Origin of the sequence: Photobacterium sp. GB-210, assembly GCF_003026075.1 — a bacterium.
Classification (GTDB): Bacteria; Pseudomonadota; Gammaproteobacteria; order Enterobacterales; family Vibrionaceae; genus Photobacterium.
Genome location: NZ_PYNU01000002.1, coordinates 480054 through 503629, shown reverse-complemented (window position 1 = coordinate 503629; position 23576 = coordinate 480054). Strand labels below are relative to the sequence as shown.

The 23576-nt window shown below is 39.0% G+C and carries 19 protein-coding genes; 9 read left to right on the top strand and 10 right to left on the bottom strand.

Translation table 11 applies throughout. The features are described from left to right. Positions 1-61 precede the first annotated feature (61 nt). Both C9J38_RS05805 and C9J38_RS05800 read left to right on the top strand, forming a co-directional pair. The gene (locus C9J38_RS05805; RefSeq protein WP_107206265.1) at positions 62-1939 is read left to right on the top strand and encodes a DUF294 nucleotidyltransferase-like domain-containing protein; all 1878 of its coding nucleotides are present in this window, start codon (positions 62-64) and stop codon (positions 1937-1939) included. A 12-nt stretch (positions 1940-1951) separates the two neighbouring features. Beyond that, entirely contained in the window at positions 1952-2701 is a 750-nt protein-coding gene (locus C9J38_RS05800; protein WP_107206264.1) for a 3'-5' exonuclease, read from the top strand. A 64-nt stretch (positions 2702-2765) separates the two neighbouring features. Here C9J38_RS05800 and C9J38_RS05795 read toward each other — a convergent pair whose 3' ends face one another. The 3 genes from C9J38_RS05795 to C9J38_RS05785 form a co-directional block, all read right to left on the bottom strand. Then, a complete protein-coding gene (locus C9J38_RS05795; RefSeq protein ID WP_107206263.1) occupies positions 2766-4340 on the bottom strand; it encodes a BCCT family transporter in 1575 nt (524 codons plus the stop codon). 550 nt (positions 4341-4890) lie between these two features. After that, a complete protein-coding gene (locus C9J38_RS05790; protein ID WP_105059910.1) occupies positions 4891-5097 on the bottom strand; it encodes a hypothetical protein in 207 nt (68 codons plus the stop codon). Between the two features lie 58 nt (positions 5098-5155). Next, positions 5156-5473, bottom strand: a complete 318-nt coding sequence (locus C9J38_RS05785; protein ID WP_107206262.1) for a glutaredoxin domain-containing protein — start codon at positions 5471-5473, stop codon at positions 5156-5158. 445 nt (positions 5474-5918) lie between these two features. Here C9J38_RS05785 and amrA point away from each other — a divergent pair, with 445 nt between their 5' ends. Beyond that, entirely contained in the window at positions 5919-6536 is a 618-nt protein-coding gene (amrA, locus tag C9J38_RS05780) for an AmmeMemoRadiSam system protein A (protein WP_107206261.1), read from the top strand. Between the two features lie 136 nt (positions 6537-6672). On the opposite strand, the gene C9J38_RS05775 is transcribed toward amrA, so the two are convergent. The 3 genes from C9J38_RS05775 to C9J38_RS05765 all read right to left on the bottom strand — a co-directional run bounded on the left by C9J38_RS05775 (position 6673) and on the right by C9J38_RS05765 (position 9607). Further along, positions 6673-7752, bottom strand: coding sequence for a DUF3541 domain-containing protein (locus C9J38_RS05775; RefSeq protein WP_107206260.1), 1080 nt, complete (start codon positions 7750-7752; stop codon positions 6673-6675). 120 nt (positions 7753-7872) lie between these two features. Then, on the bottom strand, positions 7873-9012 hold the full coding sequence (locus tag C9J38_RS05770) for an endonuclease/exonuclease/phosphatase family protein (RefSeq protein WP_107206259.1): 1140 nt from the start codon (positions 9010-9012) through the stop codon (positions 7873-7875). A gap of 103 nt (positions 9013-9115) precedes the next feature. Continuing rightward, the gene (locus tag C9J38_RS05765; protein ID WP_107206258.1) at positions 9116-9607 is read right to left on the bottom strand and encodes a hypothetical protein; all 492 of its coding nucleotides are present in this window, start codon (positions 9605-9607) and stop codon (positions 9116-9118) included. 279 nt (positions 9608-9886) lie between these two features. Here C9J38_RS05765 and mobB point away from each other — a divergent pair, with 279 nt between their 5' ends. Beyond that, positions 9887-10417 (top strand): molybdopterin-guanine dinucleotide biosynthesis protein B, encoded by a 531-nt coding sequence (mobB, locus tag C9J38_RS05760; protein ID WP_107206257.1) that lies wholly within the window; start codon positions 9887-9889, stop codon positions 10415-10417. A gap of 4 nt (positions 10418-10421) precedes the next feature. Then, positions 10422-10934: an NUDIX domain-containing protein gene (locus C9J38_RS05755; RefSeq protein ID WP_107206256.1), complete on the top strand. Its 513-nt coding sequence runs from the start codon at positions 10422-10424 to the stop codon at positions 10932-10934. Between the two features lie 62 nt (positions 10935-10996). Here the strand turns inward: C9J38_RS05755 and C9J38_RS05750 are convergent, their stop codons facing one another. After that, complete coding sequence (locus tag C9J38_RS05750; protein ID WP_233218472.1) at positions 10997-12196, bottom strand: META domain-containing protein; 1200 nt, start codon at positions 12194-12196, stop codon at positions 10997-10999. A gap of 230 nt (positions 12197-12426) precedes the next feature. Here C9J38_RS05750 and C9J38_RS05745 point away from each other — a divergent pair, with 230 nt between their 5' ends. The 3 genes from C9J38_RS05745 (at position 12427) to C9J38_RS05735 (ending at position 16182) form a co-directional block, all read left to right on the top strand. Next, complete coding sequence (locus tag C9J38_RS05745) at positions 12427-14217, top strand: amidohydrolase (protein ID WP_107206254.1); 1791 nt, start codon at positions 12427-12429, stop codon at positions 14215-14217. A 243-nt stretch (positions 14218-14460) separates the two neighbouring features. Beyond that, positions 14461-15729 (top strand): rhodanese-like domain-containing protein, encoded by a 1269-nt coding sequence (locus C9J38_RS05740; RefSeq protein ID WP_233218479.1) that lies wholly within the window; start codon positions 14461-14463, stop codon positions 15727-15729. Between the two features lie 234 nt (positions 15730-15963). Beyond that, positions 15964-16182 carry a hypothetical protein gene (locus C9J38_RS05735; RefSeq protein ID WP_107206252.1) on the top strand — a complete coding sequence of 73 codons (219 nt, stop codon included), beginning with the start codon at positions 15964-15966 and terminating at the stop codon, positions 16180-16182. Here C9J38_RS05735 and C9J38_RS05730 read toward each other — a convergent pair. Together C9J38_RS05730 and C9J38_RS05725 are read right to left on the bottom strand one after the other, a co-directional pair. Beyond that, the gene (locus C9J38_RS05730; RefSeq protein ID WP_107206251.1) at positions 16172-17092 is read right to left on the bottom strand and encodes a M15 family metallopeptidase; all 921 of its coding nucleotides are present in this window, start codon (positions 17090-17092) and stop codon (positions 16172-16174) included. The genes C9J38_RS05735 and C9J38_RS05730 overlap by 11 nt on opposite strands. 67 nt (positions 17093-17159) lie before the next feature. After that, the gene (locus C9J38_RS05725; protein ID WP_107206250.1) at positions 17160-17609 is read right to left on the bottom strand and encodes an RNA-binding S4 domain-containing protein; all 450 of its coding nucleotides are present in this window, start codon (positions 17607-17609) and stop codon (positions 17160-17162) included. 416 nt (positions 17610-18025) lie between these two features. Between C9J38_RS05725 and fusA the strand changes: the two genes are divergently transcribed. Then, positions 18026-20113, top strand: coding sequence for an elongation factor G (gene fusA, locus C9J38_RS05720; protein WP_107206249.1), 2088 nt, complete (start codon positions 18026-18028; stop codon positions 20111-20113). Positions 20114-20579: 466 nt separating this feature from the next. Here fusA and torS read toward each other — a convergent pair whose 3' ends face one another. Beyond that, complete coding sequence (gene torS / locus C9J38_RS05715) at positions 20580-23495, bottom strand: TMAO reductase system sensor histidine kinase/response regulator TorS (RefSeq protein ID WP_107206248.1); 2916 nt, start codon at positions 23493-23495, stop codon at positions 20580-20582. Between the last annotated feature and the right edge of the window lie 81 nt (positions 23496-23576).

The window sequence follows — 23576 nt, the reverse complement described above, 5'->3', positions numbered from 1 at the left end:
GCAATAGATCATTGAATACCCAACGCCAACTAAATACTTGCCTTAAATAACGGAAGATGTAATGGAAGCGGAACAAATAGAAATTCTCAATTTTATCTCACAGTATCCGCCTTTTGATACTTTGCCAGAAGAGCAACTTCATCAACTTGCTCTTGAAGTCGAAGTCGCTTATTACCGTGCGAGCACCATGATATTGAATACTGGCGATAGCATTCATGATCTGTTTTTAATTCGAAGTGGTGCTGTTGAAATATACCGCCGTAAGGGCGAGCTCTACAATCGTCTTGATGAAGGTGATATTTTCGGCCAAATGGGCTTGTTGATGAACAACCGAGTCCGAATGCCAGCAAAAGCGCTAGAAGATACTCTACTCTACTGTATTCCCAATACTCTATTTATTGAACTTTGCGATAAATACGATAGCTTTGCGGATTTCGTTGAAGTTGAAGATGGGGCTCGTTTACGTCATGCCGTATCAAGCCAACATGATGAAAATGATCTGACGACATCAAAACTAAGAACTTTGATCACTCGTGATGCCGTCATCATTGATCAAAACGAAACCATTCAAACGGCAGCACAAACAATGGCTGAAGAAGGCGTTTCTGCATTATTACTCAGTGACAGTAATGCTACCGATGACGATGATGAAAACGATTATGTCACGGGAATTATTACTGATCGTGATTTATGTACCCGAGTATTAGCCGAAGGTATTTCAACCTCAAAGCCTGTTTCTTCAGTCATGACAGCAGAACCCATTACACTCGATCATAATGCCTATGTATTTGAAGCGATGCTGACTATGCTGCGTTATAACATTCACCATTTGCCTGTACTTAGAAACAAACAACCAATAGGTGTTATTAGCGTTTCTGATATTGTTCGCTATGAATCGCAAAATAGCTTACTTCTCGTTAGTAGTATTTATCAGCAGCAATCTGTAGAAGAGCTCATTCAATTATCAGCACAAGTTAAAGACTGCTTTGTGCGCATGGTTAATGAAGACGCTAACTCGCACATGATTGGCAGCGCAATGGCAGAAATTGGACGCAGCTTTAAACAGCGTTTATTAGAATTAGCAGAAGAAAAGCTCGGTCCACCACCTATTCAATACTGTTTCTTGGCCTTAGGCTCTATGGCACGAGATGAACAACTCATCGTCACAGACCAAGATAACGCCATTATTTTAGATAATTCCTTCGATCATGATAAACATAATGCGTACTTTGAAGCACTTGCGACTTTTGTTTGTGATGGCCTTGCTGCATGTGGTTATGCCTATTGTACTGGCGGCATTATGGCGACAAATCCAGAATGGCGAAAAACCCGACATGAATGGGAACAATGTTTTGCTGATTGGATTGATAATCCAAAACCTCAAGCGTTATTAAATAGCTCTATCTTTTTTGACTTAGGCGGTGTTTGGGGCAGATTACGTTGGGCTAAACAACTTAATGGTTTTATTGTTCGTCGTGCCCGTAACAGCCCTCGCTTTTTAGCTTGCCTTGCACGCAACGCAATCAATCGCACGCCACCATTAGGCTTCTTTAAAGATTTCGTAATGGAAAAAGATGGACGTCATAATAACTCGATTAATCTAAAACGTCGTGGTACAGCGCCATTAGCAGATTTGATTCGTGTCCATGCCCTTGCGGTAGGTTCACGTTCACAAAATTCGCTCGAACGTTTGGACGATATTATTGAAAGTGGAATTTTACCACCTGGACGGGCTCAAGATCTTCGCGATGCCATGGAATATATTTCATTAGTCCGTATTCGCCATCAAGCGTTGGATGTTGAAGAAGGACAAGAACCTGATAATAGTATTGAGCCTGAAAATATGTCCGATTTTGAACGCCGTAATCTTAAAGATGCTTTCCAAATTTTAAGTAAAGCCCAAAACTTCGTGAAATATCGCTATCAAGCAACACGATAAGGGTAACGAAGCATGTTTAGAGAAGTATTCAAAAAAACATCATCAACCCACTTCATTCGTAATACTCCGATAGTGGATTGGCAAACAAAGTTTGCGGAACTTGCCCATGATGCTAAAGACCAACGAATTAAACAATATTATCAACATGGTATTTTTAGTGGTGATACCCCATTAAAGGACATTGAATTTGTTGCTTTAGATTTTGAAACAACAGGGCTCAATGCTAACAAAGATGACATTATTAGTGTCGGGCTTGTTCCCTTCACCATCAATCGTATTTATTGCAGACAATCACAGCATTGGGTGGTAAAGCCAAAAGCAAAACTAGATGAAGACTCCGTCATCATTCATGGTATTACACACTCAGATGTACAAACGGCGCCAGATATACGTCGAATTTTAGAAGCGGTATTAGATTCTTTAGCAGGTAAAGTCGTAGTGGTGCATTACAAAGCCATCGAACGACAGTTTATGGATAAGGCATTACGAGTGCGATTAAACGAAGGTATCCAGTTTCCTGTTGTTGATACTTTAGCGCTTGAATCATTTATCCAAAACCAGCAATACAGTGGTATTTGGGCGAGATTAAAAGGGAAAAAGCCAGGTTCAGTTCGATTAGGGAAATGTAGAATTCGATATGGATTACCCGCTTACCAACCTCATCACGCGTTAACAGATGCCTTAGCGACAGCTGAGCTATTACAAGCTCAAATCGCATATCACTTCCCCCCCGATACGCCAATTGATCAAATTTGGGAATAAAAAAAAACCGCAGTATGAACACTGCGGTTTTTATTACCATTTTAGGCTAAATCACCCTTGATAATTACTTGTACTTTTCGGTTCTAAAGCCAAGCATTAAGCTGACACACATCAGCAACAATATAATGGTAAACGGAAGTGCCGTTGAAATGGTACCCGCTTGAAGCGCTTGAATTGCTTGGGTACCTCCTACCCACAACAATGCAATCGCAATTAAACCTTCTATAATAGCCCAAAATACACGTTGCGTTACTGGATTATCAACTTTACCACCTGCAGTAATACTATCGATAACCAGAGAACCTGAGTCTGAAGAAGTAATAAAGAAAACTAAAACTAAACAAATACCAATAAAAGATAAGATAGTACCGAGTGGTAAGGCATCAAACATTTGGAACATAGCAAGTGAAACTTCAGTAATACCATTTTTACCTAAAGATCCAATGCCATCCATCACTTGGTGAATTGCTTGACCGCCGAATACTGACATCCAAACAGTGGTAACCACGGTAGGCACAATCAAGACAGCAATTAAGAATTCACGGATAGTTCGACCTTTTGAGATACGAGCAATAAATGAACCTACAAATGGAGACCATGAAATCCACCACGCCCAGTACACTACAGTCCAACCATGAAGCCAAGCCTGATCTGTTCGACCAAATGGGTTACTTAATGGAATAAAGTTTTCTACGTAACCCACAATCGTCGTTGGGATCGTATGCATAGACACAGAGAAACCAACAGCACCGACAAACACTAATAAGGTCAGGGCGACTAACATGTTAATGTTACTTAATAACTTAACACCGGAATCAATGCCTTGAGCAACAGAATATATGGTAATGATTGTTACACCGATAATAATACCAATTTGTAACCCCAAGCCACCATGAGTACCAAATACATGGTTAATACCACTTGCTGCTTGCTGAGCCCCTAGTCCTAGTGATGTTGCTAAACCAAATAATGTTGCAAGCACAGCAAGGATATCAATGATATGCCCAGCCCAACCCCAAGTACGATCGCCAAGGATAGGATAAAACACCGAACGAATAGAAAGAGGTAAACCTTTATTATAAGCAAAAAATGCCATTGAAAGCGCAACAACACCGTAAATAGCCCATGGATGTAAACCCCAATGGTACATAGTTGCACCCATCGCGACTTTAAAGGCCTCTGGCGTTTCAGGGGTCACACTTAGCGGTGTTGAACCACCCCATCCGGTATAATACGCGGCAGGCTCAGCAACACTCCAAAACATTAAACCAATCCCCATACCCGCAGCAAAGAGCATCGCTAACCAAGACATGGTGGAATGTTCAGCTTCTGCGTCTTTCCCGCCCAAACGGATACGGCCGTAAGGAGAAATGATGAGTCCTAAACAAAAAATAACAAAAAAGTTTCCCGCCAAAAGAAACATGGTATCGAATTTATTTACGATAGCATTTTTAACACTATCTAACGCTGCTTTTGCTGTTGCAGGATCGCTGATAAGAATTGCTGCTAAAAAGAGAACAATTAATCCTGCACTAACACCAAATACCGCATTATGGACATCAAAGCCCCATTTTTGGACATTATCTTGTCCAATTGTATAGTCGGTATTATGAATACTATATTTATCGTGCTTACTCATTTATAAAGTCCCGTTATGATTACAACTCAAACCATCAATACTTAGTCCTGTAAATAAAATCTGAGCGGCAATATATAACCATTTCATCATAATAACTGTCAATAGATGGCTTAATCGTCTAAAAACAATTCATTTGTTATAAAAAACACCATATCCCATAAAAAATAATGATATCAGTGTGTAAAATTAATAATGCTTTTCATTGTACTCTAACTACTACCCTATCAACTTTAGACTGTTTTTTTATCGTTGGCTGATAAATATAATTTTATCATCGTAGTTATTTTTATACTTTAATTCATGATGTTATAACTTAAGCTTAAATTTATAAAATTATCAGCTATCAAAGTTATCTCACTTCCGTAAATAGCTTTTTATTATTAATCACTGCATTAACTAGCAATATAAAAATAGAAATTGAGAATGCCGATTTGCCAGAAATAGTGTGCAACTCCGTAACACTCGTTATCAGTAATGTGGGAATACTTATCTAAAAAAAACAATTCAATGGTGCTTTTTTATACACCCTACAATTAAAATATCCCCTTAACTAGGCGAAATCTAAATGAATATGAGTACAGCCTTTTTTACATGCAATCCCTGGTTGTTCGCTTTTTTCAGGTGGAACTAAGAATAATGATTGATCGCATTCTTTACAGTTAACTACTTTACCTTGCATCACTTTTTTAATAATAGCTTGTTGGTCACCAAACGATTGTTTGGCCTGTTTGTTTAATTGAGAAAAATCGAGTTTCATAAGGTCAGCTCATATATGTACTAGTAATAGATATAAAAAAGGGCTTTTCAGCCCATTTTTATAATTCAAAATCATCAAACTCAGTTGCTTCAACTTGACGCTCAAGAAAAGCGACTAAATCGTCATGACCGCCAATATATTTATCATCTAAAATAATTTGAGGTACAGTACGAACCGTTAGCCCTGCCTTTTGTTCGATGAAATCAACCATCACTAATTTTGATAAATTTAGCCCTAAAACAAGTGTTGTATACTCGATACCACGCTCATCAAGTAGTGCTTTTGCTTTCACACAAAACGGACAATTCGGCTGCGTAATTACTAAATTGTCGTATTGCTCAAGCTGTTCGATTGTTAGATTTTTTACTTCAGTCATCACAATGCCACTTCTTCTATAAGATAAGTTGGTCAAGATAATTGAAACTTGCTTAATAGTAAAACATCTACTTCACACCTGTTTACGATCTAAACAATATTTAATTTTAGTTGCACTGTTCACTTTCTATTCGCAATTACTCATTGATAGTCAATTAGTAACCCCCTCTTTTCAACAGATAAAATATAACAATTTGTTTTATAAGAAATTAAAATACAAATACTGAATAAAATAACGATAGAAAAGTTAACAAATTTTAACCTTTCACATGTTGAACATTCATCGAAAATAGATGATATTAATTACCTCACTACCGTTAACTGTTTCGTCAGTCCTTTTGCATTCAAACACTAACGGATAATCAAAAGCAGCCCAATGAACAATAATAAATCGCTTTTATCACGGAATTTAACTGCTCTGTCATTACAGAGTTAAGGAGAGAGTTGTGGATATAATAGCTACACCACAAACATATAATAAAGGTGAGTTAACTCAATTACTGGATATTGCACGCAATGCTATTCATGACCATTTTTCTGATCGTCCGATAAATGCACCTCGGCTTAATCATTACACGCGAAAGATGCAACAACATGCAGCATGTTTTGTTACCTTAGAGGTGAATAATGCATTGCAAGGCTCTATGGGGACAACTATTGCTTCGCGTCCATTAGTCATAGAAGTTCATAATAAAGCCGTGGCTAGTGCATACGAAGACCGTCGCTTTATGCCTCTTTCTGAAGAACAACTTGATGAATTAACAATCGAAATCGAAGTATTATCGCCACTTGAAACGTTGCCAATTCACTCTCATCAGGCCTTAGTCGAACACTTACAAATACCTAGCAATCGCCAAGGTATTGTATTAATTGATCGCTACACGCAAACAACAATGCTACCAAGTGCGTGGAGAAAAGGGATCACACCAGATCATTTTATTCAGCAATTGAAACAAAAAGCGGGGTGGTCACCAAGCTATTGGTCACCCAATATGGTTGTTAAAACCTTCACAACTAGCGCACTGAAAGAAAAATACGCCAAAATTCGTAGTAAATATTTCTAACAGCCTACGCAAGCTGCAGTAACTGCTGTTGCTTGCTTATTCAAACCTTTCCGGTACTTTGTCAAAATATTTAATTGATATTGTTTGATTCTCAATCAATTCTATTATGCGTAAATATACCTTTACCCTTCCTATGCTATTTTGCAATCAATCCATACGGTATATGCTTGAACATTTGAGGATGGTCGCTTAGCGTCGGCGCTAAATGCGTTTCTTTCCAATCGAGTAACATTATCGCAAGTACATTGCGGTGCTCACCAGAGACTAAATCTATATCACCCGTTACTGATGGGATCATTCCATGCTGAGGATTTATTGCTTGCTGAATCACCTTGCGGGTTTTCTCTACTACGGGATCTGCCTCTAACCCCGCCAATAAAAAGTTAATCCCGACCTCTGCAATAACATCCTCTTTCGTTTCAGCAATAATCTTATCGATATTTTTGCGGTAGTAATCAAAAATCCATTGATGATCTTTTTCATGGATCGGTAATTGATAGTATTTCGATGCCGCAAAAATAATATGCGTTAACCCATAAATTTTATTGCTGTATTGCAGAGAAGATAATTGATTGTCTTGACTATCAGGATAAGTTTCACGAAAAGCAATAATGAAATCATTCACCACATCTTGTTCACCCAGTTGTCTTAACCAATAGACTTGATTTGCAAGTTGTGCTGCCCACGCTTGGATCATTTCAGGATCAGTAACATATTTTTTAAAATCATAACGGCGAAGAACCTGCCTTAATTGCGCATCATTTTGATGCTTTAACCCATACTCATCGGCACGCGCCATTGAGCCGAGCAACCCAACGCCTAAATATACATATTCAGGCATCGTTTGAGTCGCTTTATATCGACGTTGGCTACGCTCTTTAGGTGATGTTTTATAATTCGCTAATCGCGCTAAACTGTATCGCTGTACTTGCTCAGGTGTCACAACTTCTGTTGAATAGCGATTTAAGTTACTCGCAACTCGCGCCATATCCTGCCATATCGCGGCTGCGTATTTAGGATCTAACGACTGCCGATACATACGTAAGCCATAATGCCCCGCTGTATAGGCTGGCAATGTATATAACTGAGGCTCAAAGGTTTGGCGGATCTGATTAGCGCTTTGTTGATATGTCGGATTAAGCTGTAAACTATTTGCCGCAACAGACCAACAAAATAAAAGACAGAAAAACCAATAGCGGCTAAGTACCAAACGCATAATGACTCCCCCCGAAAAATAACCAGGGTGAAGAGTAACATTAGGTATTACTATCTCTGTTAACTTTTATCTCTAAATAATTGTTATAATATAAATATGCCAACATGATCACATCGTCATTTAGTCCGCAATATTAATATCAACCCACACCATTCGATGATCTGATCCTGCAGAAGGCTTTTCTCTACCTTTACAATCTAAAATAAGTTCACGTAATAAATCATGTTTATCCGGCCAAAAAACCCCCGTTTTTATCACATCTAAATTTCTTGACGGCAACACATAATCTAACCGCAACCCAGCTAAATGCGTCCACTCATTTTTACGGCCAGTACGCTTTTGCCAAGGATAATAATGCCTTGCACCTTCACTTTTAGGCGTCTGCTTGCCACTACTAACCCTTGTATTTATTTTATCGAGTTTCAGTAGGTGTTTAATCGCGTCCTTAAATCCGTCGCCATCATCTAAATCAGCATTTAAATCCCCCATTACAATAAAGGCATCATCAGGTTTTAATCCACCAACTTGATCATTATCGTCAACTAAATAGGATTCATCATTAATGATGTCGATTAAAAGCTGGATTTCATCATGATTACGTTTTGCATTTCGACGTTCGTTACCGTCAAACACAGGAGGGGTTGGATGACAACACAGTAAATTAATTTCTTTATCTTCAACAACAATAGGCACAACAACATGATTTTTAGAAGATAAACGTAATATCTGCTGAGCTTCTTTTGAATAATAATCGACAGGCATTAAGTTATTCGGCATATCCTTCCAAAGAAAGTGCTGCCACGTTCGAATATTCTCTTGCTGCAGTGGACATTTAGATAAAATAACAAAACCAAAATGACCATGAAATTCACCGTAACCTTGGGCATCTTCTGGTAACGTGCAGAGACCATCACCGTTTAGATCTATTTCGGTTATTAGGCCGGTATTGGATGAAGGGCAATAGCGATAAGGGTAATCAATCGCAGATTGTTGATATTGAGAATGAGATAAATAATGCTGACAAAAATTATCAAGGCTACCATCATCGCCCCCATTACCAGGGTGATCAAATTCACACAGTAACAAAACATCAGCATTAACATGCTGGATAATAGCGGCGAGTCGCTGAAATCTTTTATTAGTTAAACCCGATGTTTGCTGAAAAATACGCCCTTGTTCTGGCTCAGACATCGCGACATTAAACATAGCCACACGTAAGGATTGTTTTGTTTCTAAAACGGTTGATAAAAACTCTGCCACACGTTATCTCGTTATCAATCATTGAAAACGGCATTGTAAACATCCAACCCATGTTTACAAATACAAACCTCGTAACTTAATTTTTCTAAAGATAAAATTTTAATTAAGATGACTTAACCAATGTATCTATCGCTAAGCGGATTTGTTTTGCATCATATCCTGCTTGATGCCTCATCGCCCCTAAGTTATCTAAAGCCAATTTAAAGTGTACCTGACCCAGTCCATTTTGATTTTTTAACCAATGGCTTACCTCTGTAAGCACAAAAGATGGACGCATATGTGCTGCATGGTATAAACGCCCCAGCCAGAATAGATCCCATTCACTGTCACATAAAACCAAATCATATTGACCTAAAGTCGTATTTAAATGTTGGCAAACATCCACTACTTGCATCCCAGTCTCTTCAATCATTGACCGAGATATCTTATGGATATTGTGTTGAACATCTTTATCCCAATGAGACCAGTTATCGGATGCAGATAGCGGATTAATTAACATGCTACTGTTTGTTCCATCTGGTAAAGAATACCCAACCTCAATCGGATATGAATGTTCAGATAAACCTGATGCCTCAAAATCAAGTATTGCCCACATTTCACACTCCCTGTATTTATAACTATGCTGTTAATCATCAATGTCCCTACTGTGACAACAACCCAATAACTATTTAAAGAATGCCCACACCTTTTAACTTTAGACCGTCACTCATAACACAACAAAACTTTCATAGATAAGGATTACTTTTAAGACACACTACACATAAGTAATAAAAGACTTACTTTAATTAATCGTTAGTAAATACAGCGCATTGCTGCATTTCCCCATCATTTAACGATATAATTACTGACACTGTATTTTGACCTAAAAATAGCTATGATTACTTCTCCCACTCCTCTGATTGGCTTTGCGGGCTTTAGTGGCTCAGGAAAAACAACGTTATTAGAAAAAGTAATCCCGTTACTCAAGCAACGTGGTATTCGATTAGGTTTAATAAAACATAGTCATCATGACATTGAACCTGATGTACCAGGTAAGGACTCTTATCGATTACGTCATGCGGGTTGCGGGCAAACATTACTGGCAACAAAATCACGCCACATGCTTTATTTTGAATACCCAGAAGATGAACGTAAAGATCCTGAACTTAACGACTGTTTAGAGCAACTCGATCACAGCAAACTCGATCTTGTATTAATTGAGGGGTTCAGAGAGCAAGCTTTTCCTAAAATCGAAATTCATCGTCCGTCTTACAATAAACCCTTATTGTATCCTAACGATCCTTACATTATCGCATTTGCTACTGACGCAGATACTCAACTATGTCCGCTACCGCAGCTAAATATCAATGATCCTGATGCTATTGCGCAATTTATTCTTACTTGGTTAGAAAAAGATGGTCACTAGAAAGATGGCCAGTATAGATACAGCCCGTTTTTGTCCGCAGTGTGGCAAATCAAGCTTAACCCGTTTAACCGATAAGCAATTTACTTGTAGCGCCTGTAATTTTACCTATTTTCACAACCCAGCGGCTGCTGTTATGGTTGCGCTGTCATATGAAGATGAGTTGCTGGTAGCAATAAGAGGTAGAAATCCAGGATTAGGATTATGGGATTTACCTGGCGGATTTGTTGACCCTAATGAATCCTTAGAGCAAGCAGCAATACGAGAAATACAGGAAGAACTCAACTTAACGCTGACTGATTTCACATACCAAGGCTCATTCAGTAATACGTATTGCTACAAAAATATTGAATATAAAACCTGTGATACTTTTTTTAGTCATCAATTATTAGATAAACCAACACTAACGGTACAGGATGATGTTGCTGATATTCTGTGGGTAAAAAAACAAGATATCAAACTAGAAAATTTTGCTTTTCCCTCAACGCAACGCGCTGTTGAGTTATGGTTGAATAATTAATAAGTTTAAGAATAAGAAGTATCAACGTCTATTGATACTTCTTATCAATGGGTTACAAAAGATTATTGATTATATGAGGATGGCTCTTTGGAGAAGATCATTACCCCCAACTGGCCGTTGACTTGATATGAAAGCGCTAATTTACCCGCGAAATAAGTGAATTGACTCACCCCACCTAATTGCTCTAAATATCGTTGTTGTTGTTCTGCAGCTAAAGGATTATTGCACTGTTTTTCAGTCACCAATGTATGCTGCTTTAATACATTAATAAAGCCCGGACGCGGCTCTGATGTAACGGAAACCGTATAATTATTACAGGCAACTGAACCAGTAAAATGTCCATTAATATAACGTAATCGAATATCGTTTTCGGCACTCACCGGATCGCCATAACGCCAGCTTTCTAGTCTCCATTCAGTATTAGATAAAATATCTGGGGTTAAACGAACAATTTTTCGTGTGTTCGGCTCTTCTATTAATTGATTATGACTATCTAAATGCCAGACATGTTGAACCACATCACCAGGACAACAAGCTGAATCGTTTTTACCCGGCTGAATAACATCTAAAATAATTTTCTTATTCAATATTTTTAGATCTTTAACTCGAAAACGATCGCCGACAAACTGAGTCGCAATATTTTTTAAATGGCCACTTTCTTTGTCAACAACAGCTATATACAAATATTGCCCTGTTCCACCCGGTGAGTAATTTAATAAAACCACTGCCATTTTGTTATTACTTTCCGTCAGTGAACCCACAGCTTTAATATCATCAAGCAGTATGACTTGTGGCATGACTGAACCACCAGGTTGATACGGTTCTCCTGCCCATAAACCATGCTGTAATTTAATCGGTGTACCAATATCTTCGATACCGTTATAGCGAGCATCTTTTAAATCGTGAAAACTATATGTGGCAAGTGGTGCCAGAACGGTGGCATTAATAGCGGTAAGATTATCTAAGCGAGAATGATAAGTTGACACTAAACAACGTTGAGCATCAGATTGATGTAAACAACCTTTTCTTGTTTCTAACCAGTTTTTCTGTGTTTCCTTTATCACAGAAGCTTCGCTTACCATCGACTGGGTTAAAACTTGCTGATACATGTCTACCATCAGCTTATGTAACAGTGATAATTTAGGATCTTTACAAATTAATATATCAACATTAGAGGTCACTAAATGGCAATCTGAGCCGGCATTATCGGCTGCCATGAGCGTTGTACTAAATGTTGCGATAGCTCCTACAAATAAGAGCACCAAACATCTCATTTTCATTCCTCTATTTTCCACTTACTGTTATCAGATAAACAGTTACTGGATTAATTCGACCGACATTTTATTAATTAGTTCCTTACTCTCAATAAGTTACTAAATAAATAATAACATCACGAATTGTTACATTAATTGTGAAATCAGTAACCTCATCGTCTATGCTTGCTTGCTAAAGTAAAAAAACTTTATTTTGCGGATAATTATAAGGAAATTATATGTTTAAACGCTCTTATCTCAGCTTGGCAATCCCAGCTATTTTGGCACTTTCTGGATGCGACCAAAAAACTAAAACTGAAAGTATTGAACCACAGCAAGTTACTAAACCTACCTCTGCTGCTGTAACCACTTTACCAGCAAAATTAGTGCATCATGCCGATACGATTTACTCCGGCGGCGATATTATTACAATCAATGATAAACAGCCTGAAGTTGAAGCCGTTGCAGTTAAAAATGGAAAAATACTGGCGACAGGTAGTCTTTCTGATATTGAAAAGCACAAGAATGCAGAAACAAATATTGTTGATTTAAAGGGTAATACACTAATTCCAGGGTTTGTTGATGCACACGGTCATGTCTTCAATGTAGGCTTACAAGCATTATCCGCTAACTTACTACCCCCACCAGATGGTGAAGGTCGTGACATTAATAGCCTGATTGAATTAACCAATCAATGGCATAAAGACTTTCCTGAGCGTAGTGATAAAGTAGGCTGGATTATTGGCTTTGGCTATGATGATTCACAACTAACCGAAAAACGTCACCCTACAGCTGAAGATTTAGATAAAATCTCAACAGAATTACCCGTTATTCTGATCCACCAATCAGGCCACCTTGCAGCAGTAAATAATAAAGCGCTGGAAGTTGCTGGTGTCACGGATAAAACTGAAGATCCTGAAGGTGGTGTTTTTGTACGTAAAAAAGGATCTCAACAACCTAATGGGACGTTAGAAGAAAATGCGTTCTATTATGTATTAGGTAAAGTACTTGCTAATATGAGTAATGAAGATAATGAAAAAATCTTCAAAGCGGGAATGGAACTCTATAGTCAATTTGGCTATACCACAGGCCAAGAAGGACGTGCATTTCCTAACATTATGCCGATCATGCAAAAAGTCTCGGAAGAAGGTAATTCCCCAATTGATGTCGTTGCCTATCCTGATATCGTGATCGCAAGCCAAACCATTTCTGGCCCTTACCTAAGTAATGACTACAAGAATAACTTCCGTATCGGTGGTGCAAAACTCACGATTGATGGATCACCACAAGGTAAAACAGCATGGTTAACTCAGCCTTACTTTGAGCCTCCTAAAGGCAAAGATGGCTCTTACGTCGGTTATTCTGCTATTTCAAATAACGATACCTTCAAATACGTCGATCAAGCCTTTGAAAATAACTGGCAAATACTTGCTCACGCCAATGGCGATGCTGCCATTGATGTTTTTATCGCCGCAGTAAAACAAGCTGAAGATAAATACGGCAAGAAAGATCGTCGCCCAGTCCTAATCCATGGACAAACCATTCGTCCAGATCAAATCAATAGCTTAAAAGAGCTAGGAATTTTCCCATCGTTATTCCCAATGCATACTTATTACTGGGGAGACTGGCACCGAGATTCTGTTTTAGGTCCTGAGCGCGCTGAATTTATTTCACCGACAAAAACGGTCTACGATAAAGGAATTAAATTCTCGTCACATCATGACGCGCCAGTCGCTCTGCCTGATTCAATGCGCGTATTATCTGCAACAGTTAATCGTCGTTCTCGTACAGGCGATATTATTGGTCCTACAGAACGTGTAAGCCCATTAATTGGATTGAAAGCGATGACAATTTGGCCTGCATACCAACACTTTGAAGAAGATAAAAAAGGCTCAATTGAAGTAGGGAAAGAAGCTGATTTCGTTATATTATCAGATAATCCGCTGAAAATAGATCCATTAAAAATCGAAGATATTAAAATCCAAGCTACGATTAACGATGGCAAAACAGTGTACCAAATAACTCAGTAATTCATGCACACCAGCTTTAATTGAAACTAGAACTGGTGTCTTCGCTTTGTTCTATATTCCACTTACTTTTTATCCCATCATCATCTATTTTTATAATCAGATGATGATTTAATTAATCGCCATCAATTGTCTTACAAATTATTTTCGCTAGAATGTCGCCTCGTTTGCCCTGATGGCAGATCAAACAGGTTCTCTATGCGCTCTTTAAATCAAATTTTTATTACGTGCCTTTTTGTGATTAGCATGCCATGTTTAGCGGCAGCAAACACTGTCACACCTCCTATTCAAACCTTTGAGCAACTAGCTCAAGCTCAGCAGACGAAACAAGCAATACAAATTATTGATTGTCGAGACAGCAATTACTTCAACGGTTGGCCAAAGGGAGATGCTACCCGAGGTGGTCATATCCCTCATGCCGTCAATATTGATAGTCAATGGCTCACTCTTTTAACGCCGCCCCAGCTATCAAGCTTACTTAAAAATCGTCAGCTATCTCCGAAAGTACCAACCGTACTGTATGGTGATAAAACCTCAACGACGGCAATGAGTGAAGCACTCAAGCAACAAGGTTTTAGTACTATATCGACAATTAATCAGCCCGTTACAGACTATGTAGGCAAACTTAAAACACTTAAAAACTTTAAACATTTAGTATCTGCACAATGGTTAGATCAGCTAATCAATCACCAGCAACCATTATATGCACCACAACACGGTTATAAAATTGTTGAAGTTGAATGGGGTCCACCGTCAACTTATTTGCTTTCACATATCCCCAGCTCGCTATACGTCAATACTAATGATATTGAAAGCAAGCCTTGGTGGAATAAAGTCAGTGATAATGATCTTAAAAAAGTAATTACTGATTTAGGTATTCGTTATAACACCACTGTTATTGTTTATGCTCGTAATAATATGTCAGCAGCACGCTTTGCTAACTTTCTAATGTATGCCGGCGTTGAAGATGTACGACTACTCAATGGTGGCTGGAATGCGTGGGAAAACGCGCATTACCCTACCCAAGCTTTCATTAATGAAAACCACGACGATGTGAGTTTTGGTAAAACGATTCCAGTAAACCCTCAATACCTGACGGATCTCCAGCAAGCAAAAACAATACTACAAGAATCCCAAAGTACCCATTCACTCGTGAGTATTCGTACTTGGCAAGAGTACATTGGAAAAACCAGTGGCTATGATTACATCAAGCCTAAAGGTCGTATCGAAGGGGCAAAATGGGGACACGCTGGAAGTGACTCTTACCATATGCAAGATTTTAATAACCCTGATGGCACAATGAAAAGTGGTTACCTCATCGCGAAACAATGGGCGAAATGGAATATTAAACCAAACCAACAAGTCGCCTTTTTCTGTGGTACTGGTTGGCGAGCATCTGAGGCATTTTTCTATGCTTATGTTATGGGATGGAAAGATATCAGTGTCTTTGATGGCGGGTGGTATCAATGGAGTGCAGATAAAAACAATCCTATTGCAGAAGGCTTACCTAAATAACATTGTTAAAGCTCTGACATAAAAAGCTCTGTCATAAAACGGTAGCTCTTAGCTGCCGTTTACTTCTTCAAGCTTTAATGACATTCACAAAGTTAAACTAATTTACTTAAAGAACAAGAAGCTAACATTCCTCTGACCAACAAATGACCATATCCTAACAGCCACTACGTTGAATGACATCTAACCACCTATTAACCTTGTACATCTTAAATAAAACTAAGTTGTGGAGGCCATATGTCAACGTTTACTATCGCTCCCGTATATTTAGTAAATAATAACGCAAAAAAAATGCGTTATGCGCAAGCCGAAATACCGCCGACCCAACCTCGGGTTAACCAAGAAAACTCAGAGAAAAAAATCTCTACCATTATAACTTTCAGTAGTTACGATAATCGTGGAGAAATACAGCCTAAAGCACCAACTAAAGGCTGCACGATTAATATTAACGTTTAACACAAATCTCTGAACGCAAAGGGACTTGCTCAATCTGCGCCATAACCTTACTTGGGTTCGCCTGATACGCTTTACTTATCGAAGACACACCCAGCTTATGTTTCAGGTAATTAGTGTAATCATTAAACTTATACTGGCTATAGGCTTTGGGGTACATACGACTACAACTGTTATACCACTCAACATAACGTTTAAAGAACAGTGTTGCTTGCTGTGCTGTCATCTGCGACATCATTACTGCCATATCTTTAGATAATTGGAAATGCTGATAATCAATTGGCGAATTCCAAAAACCACCCCAATATAAAAAGCCATTACGTGCAAAAATATCGACGACTGTTTCAGCCATCCCTTTTCTATCTGGTTTACCATAACGATAAATTTCACGATTAGCATATTTTGTCCCTTCTACGGGGCTATATTTTGCCTGACCTGCACGTGCAAAAGTCACAAATGGATTTTGCACCGGATTTAAATCAATCGCTGCACCATAGGCGTGAAGCGATAAACTACTCGTCCCTTCTACTGGGCGATAGTTAAAAGCAGAAGTATTATTATCTGTCATCGATACCGTGTCATCACCGCGATATTTTTCAATCGGAACCGCTTTATGAATTGGAAATCCTTGTTGATATAATTCATCGAAAATTTTACCCACATAAGGCGCTGTTGCATCCATTACAATAATTTGACCATTAGTGTGAACACGATTAGAAAAATCACGATATTTAAATGTCACTTTTTTCAAACGTTGGCACTGTACTGGTGCCGAGCTCGACATCACGCCAACTTTTGACATTGCCTGACATTCAGCTGTTGTTAGCGATGAAACAGTTGCAGCCAACACACTTCCACTAAAACAGCTAAAACTAATCACTAGACCTAGTGTAATAAATTGTTTATTCATCATCCCTTCTCATTAATCAGGCAAGAAAAAGACGCGTCATTGCGCGCCTTGTTTATAAGAATGTTTTAGTTTAAAAACTAATTGGCTTACGACCAGTCGCTGTATCTGGTTTTACATCAGCAGCTTTGTTAGCCGCTTTTTTGGTAACAGAACGATTTCCTGCAATATTCGGTTTGCTAGTACTCTTTTTCTTATCAGCAGCTTTATTTGCTTTTTTTGACGCCGCTTTAGGAGATGCTTTTGGTTTTTCCTCTGCAACACGCATCATTTTTTCTTGTACTGGCTGGTCGCACAACACAACGTAAAACTCACCATTAAACTCAATCACATCACCGTCATATATCTTGCAACGTTTACGTAATTCAAGCTCACCGTTTACTGCAACATAACCTTCAGAGATGGCATATTTTGCTTCACCGCCACCACTGACTAAGTTGGCTATCTTTAACACTTTATATAATTCGATAGGTTGAGCTGAAACTTCAACACCAATTGCTTCAACTTCAATTTCTTCAGACATGTCGATAACTCAAATAAGAGAACAAAAAGGAATATATTTCTAATTCTACCCCACATTACAATATGAAGGAAAAAAATGAGCGAATAGAACAGTACTTCGTAAAAAAGTGATAAAAATCATTGATAGTAAAGATCTAAATGTTCACAAATTCTGAAAGAAAAGAAAATAAAGAATAAGAATCTCATCCCAAAAAACATGACAAAAATATAACTTTAGCAACTTACAATTCCTAAAAACCTGAACTAACCTTGTTTTTTGTAGCTTGATTTGCTGTGTAAATGGGCAACAAGCCTAACAGCTAGAGTAAAAAGCAAGCGAATAACGATTTTATTACGCATAGCTATGTTCTGGTTGATATAAGTAGTGCTATAATCCGCGACCTCACATGTGACCGTAATTGTTGATAGAGAAAAACAATGACAGATTTATCTAAATACAGAAACATTGGTATTTTCGCCCACGTTGATGCGGGTAAAACTACTACTACCGAGCGTATCCTTAAGCTAACTGGTCAAATCCATAAAACTGGTGAGGTTCACGATGGTGAATCTACTACTGACTTCATGGAACAGGAAGCTGAGCGCGGTATTACTATCCAGTCAGCAGCTGTAAGTTGTTTCTGGAAAGATCACCGTTTCAACGTTATCGATACTCCTGGACACGTTGACTTCACAGTTGAAGTTTACCGTTCTCTTAAAGTACTTGATGGTGGTATCGGTGTATTCTGTGGTTCTGGTGGTGTTGAGCCTCAGTCTGAAACAAACTGGCGTTACGCTAACGAATCTGAAGTTGCACGTATCATCTTCGTTAACAAACTAGACCGTATGGGCGCAGATTTCTTCCGCGTTACAGACCAAGTTAAAAGTGTACTTGGCGCAACGCCGCTAATCATGACACTTCCAATCGGTCGTGAAGATGATTTCGTTGGTGTTGTTGACGTTCTAAACCGTCAAGCGTACGTTTGGGATGACACTGGTCTTCCAGAAAACTACGAAATCACAGACGTCCCAGCTGACATGGTTGATGATGTTGAAGCTTACCGTGAAGAGCTTGTTGAAACTGCTGTTGAGCAAGATGACGACCTAATGGAAGCTTACATGGAAGGTGAAGAGCCTTCTATCGAAGACATCAAGCGTTGTATCCGTAAAGGTACTCGTACTTGTGATTTCTTCCCAACATTCTGTGGTTCTGCATTCAAAAACAAAGGTATGCAGCTTGTACTAGATGCTGTTGTTGATTACCTACCTTCTCCAACAGAAGTAGATCCACAGCCACTAACAGATCCAGAAACTGGTGAGCCAACTGGTGAAGTTGCAACAGTTTCTGTTGACGAACCATTCAAAGCGCTAGCATTCAAAATCATGGATGACCGTTTTGGTGCCCTAACTTTCGTTCGTATTTACTCAGGTAAACTGAACAAAGGTGACACAGTTCTTAACAGTGCAACTGGTAAGACTGAGCGTATCGGCCGTATGGTTGAGATGCAAGCTAACGATCGTAACGAACTTACTTACGCGCAAGCTGGTGACATCATCGCTATCGTTGGTATGAAGAACGTTCAAACTGGTCACACTCTATGTGATGTTAAGCACGAGTGTACTCTTGAGCCAATGATCTTCCCAACACCAGTTATCTCAATCGCTGTATCTCCAAAAGATAAAGGCGGTTCTGAGAAAATGGGTATCGCGATCGGTAAGATGGTTGCAGAAGATCCATCATTCCAAGTTGAGACTGATGAAGATTCAGGTGAAACAATCCTTAAAGGTATGGGTGAGCTTCACCTAGACATTAAGGTTGATATCCTTAAGCGTACATACGGTGTAGACCTTATCGTTGGTCAACCTCAGGTTGCTTACCGTGAAACTATCACTAAACCTGTTGAAGATAGCTACACGCATAAGAAACAGTCTGGTGGTTCTGGTCAGTTCGGTAAGATCGACTACATCATGAAGCCAGGTGAAGTAGGTTCAGGCTTTACGTTCTCATCATCTGTAATCGGTGGTAACGTTCCTAAAGAATTCTGGCCTGCAATCGAAAAAGGCTTCAAAGGCATGATGGATACTGGTGTTCTTGCTGGTTTCCCTGTTCTTGATGTTGAAGTTGAGCTTGTTGATGGTGCATTCCACGCAGTTGACTCATCTGCTGTAGCATTTGAAATCGCAGCGAAAGGCGCATTCCGTCAATCTATGCCTAAAGCTGGTGCACAGCTTCTTGAGCCAATCATGCACGTTGACGTGTTCACTCCTGAAGATCACGTTGGTGATGTTATCGGTGACCTTAACCGTCGTCGTGGTATGATCAAAGACCAAATGGCTGGTACAACTGGCGTTCGTATCAAGGCTGATGTACCTCTTTCAGAAATGTTTGGTTACATCGGTTCTCTACGTACAATGACTTCTGGTCGTGGTCAGTTCTCTATGGAGTTCGCACACTACGCACCATGTCCTGCAAACGTTGCTGAAAAAGTAATCGCTGAGCAGAAAGAAAAGAACGCTAAGAAGTAATTTTTAATTACTCTAAGTAATCTTTTTAACCCCGAGGGCTTTGCTCTCGGGGTTATTTTTTATCACGTAAAAATCATTCCACATCACTATACACCTCCTATCATTTCATCTTTCCTCGTCTTTAAAGGTTGAGCATCTTGCACACCTTGTAACGCTATTGATAACAATCACAAGTAATCGTGTATGAAAAACAGCAAGGCTATAACTTTACTCTAATTAGAATAGTTACGATTATTCTCTCAACACCACCTATCGCGATCTCTCACTATTGTCGGTGTCGCAATAACCGCTGTTTCCGCTACAGGTATAACATTCTGTCTGACCTTGTTGAAGATGCTGATCAGCTAGCGCTGCTATCTCTTCTGATCTAGATATCGTTTCAAATAGGAACTAAATAGTACTGAACGTTTCATAGACATTAAAAAAGGGCACTGTATATGCCCTTTTCTCATCTAAATAGCTTTGATTATGCACTGATAAAGGTGGTTTCTAATATCGCGACAGATTGATCAAAGACTTTTTGTAGCGAGCTCAGATCTAAACTTTTAATTGAACCTTCTTTCGCATTTTTTTCAAATTCAGAGCAAATATGATGAAGTTGCATTAGCCCCATGGTTCCAGCTGCACCTTTTAAGGTATGCGCTTGTTTAGCCACTTCAGATAAATTCTTATCATCAATAGCCTGATGTAGTTTTGATAACGTTAAGCTCGATGATTCTCCAAATAAGTGAATAAGCTGCTTCACTTGCGCTTCGCCCAATACTTGAAGATCACTGCCTAATACGGACTCTTTTAATAGTGGAATCGTATTCTCTGTTGGCTTCACTTCCACGCTCTCTTCTCCAATACCTTTTTCGATAATCACGCGTTTCTCACCTTTTAAGATACTGCTCATTGTATCAATCAACTGCTTTTCAACTAACGGTTTAGGTAAGAATCCTGCAAAACCAGCATTTAAATATAACTCCACTTCTTCACGAAAAACATGAGCAGAAAACGCAACCATCGGCGTCGGCTCTTCCCATGCTTCATGGCTATTATCTTCTAAGCGGCGTAAACGACTGAGTAACTGAACACCGTCAGTATCAGGTAAGTTAATATCTAATAACGCGATATCAAAACGTTGTTTTTTGTATATTTCTTCAGCTTCAGCACCATCAGCAGCCGTGACAACAGTATGGCCTAAACGAGTTAAGAAACCTTCAGCAACCATACTGTTTACTGGGTTATCTTCTACCAGCAAAATATGAGCAGAACGCATAATCACTCTTTTATCATCGGTTTCTAAATTCCCTTCGCCATGCTCAAGAGGCAATGCAAACCAAAAACAACTCCCTTCACCAACTACTGATTCTAAACCAATTTCACCATCCATTGCCGCTACAATGTGTTTGCTAATTGCTAAGCCTAGACCTGTACCTTCAATGGATTTTCGTCCTGCTTCTGCTTGCTGGAAAGCACTAAATAAAAGGTTTTGCTCTTCTTCATCAATACCAATACCCGTATCTTTTACAGAAAACAGCAATTCATCTGGCATGTCGGGATGAGGCTCGACAAAAATTGAAACTTTGCCCGTATCTGTAAACTTAATCGCATTACCTACGAGATTTACTAGCACTTGACGTATGCGACTCTCGTCACCAAACCATATTCCTTCAACTTGTGGTGAAATATGGCACTCAAGACCAATACGTTTTGCAAACGCTCGCCCTTCTAACATATTAGACACATCAGTAACCATCCGAACAACGGAAAAGTTACTTGGCCTTATATCTAAATGCCCAGCTTCAATTTTCGAGTAATCAAGAATGTCATTTAAAATATCAAGTAAGGTTTCACCACTGCGGTTTATCACATCGAGATAGCGTTTCTGTTGTGATGTTAATTGTGTATCTGCTAATAACGATGCAGTACCTAAGACACCATTCATTGGTGTTCGGATCTCATGGCTCATAGTTGCAAGAAATGAAGACTTCGCGCGGTTTGCTTTTTCGGCTTCATCGCGCGCTTTATAATGATTATAAACTTCTTCATTTAAGCGACTGTTTATTTTCTCAAGCTCGCCAGTACGTTTTGCAACTAATCGTTCAAGGCTAGCTTTATGCTCTTGTAATTCTTGCCGAGCTTTTGACTCTGCTTGCGCCAAACGATATCGCTCATTAGCGGTGTCACGAGCCACTAAAATAGCTCGCCCCATTTGCGCTAATTCATCATCCCCTTTGACGTTAATTCTGACCCCTAAATCCCCTCGGGTTAAAGCTGATAACGCACGGCTATATTCGTTAATACGGCAAATCACCCTTGCATAAACAAATCGCCACATAATGAGTACTAACGCCAATAAACCAATTGCAGAGATCACTATTAACGTATTTCGGGCAAGTGTTAAAGTATGATCAACACGTTTAACCGCTTGCTGAGTATTCACATTAGCAACATCAATAATGTCATCAACGGTATTATTTAACTGCTGGAATAACACCAAATTTTGTTGATCAAGGCGCTCGACATCTTGCTTTGCATAAATTAGTTGCTCAATAACCCCAAACAACAAACGGCCACGATTAAGCTGAGTAGTTAGCTCAACTAATTGTTCTGAACGGCTAGGATCTTCTACGGATTTAACTCGCTGACTCATGATACCTACCGCGTCGTTATAGCGTTTTTTAAGCGCCACGAGAGATTTAATATCAACAATACGACTAGAATCATCCAGCATATTGATCACTTGTAACGATAAAAATCGCAGTTCAAATAAACGTTCAGATAAGTCCATATCCACTTCAACGAGACTATCTAATGCTTTATAGACAGCAGGTTTATTTCCATCTGCAACTAAATCATAGATGCGAGACACGTTAGCCACTGCAATGGTATTGGCATTTGAAACCTGAGATTGAGATAAATTATCAATTTGATGGGTGGCTTTCGTCATCTCTGTTGTTAGCTTATCTAACTGACTTTGAAGATCGATCTGACGCCCTACTAGTAAACCTAATAATGCTAAATTATCAACAATGCGCTTTACATCTTCTTCTAATTTCACCATTAACGGTTGATCAAAAGAAAATTGTTCAAGTGAATGCAAGCTTCGATTTAATGCTTCAATATGAATGGTTAACGCACGCCCTTGTCGCATACGTTCAGATTCTGCTTTAGATTTTGCCAATACTTGTGCATTAAAAATAATACGAGAACTTAAATCTGATAACTGACGCGCTTCTGCTAATGCAGGCACGGCAGAATTAATTACCGTACGCTCAGTTTTAGCCACTAATGAAAAACCTGCGACACCAATCATTACTGCAATAATCATCAAGCTAGCCATTGCTGAAAAGGCTATTAACAATTTCGTTCCGATACCTTTTAGGGTAAACGTCATAAATAATCTCTACATCAAAATGTTTGCAACCCATATATACCAAAGTGACTTCAAGCATTTAATGCCGCGTGTTGTCACTCA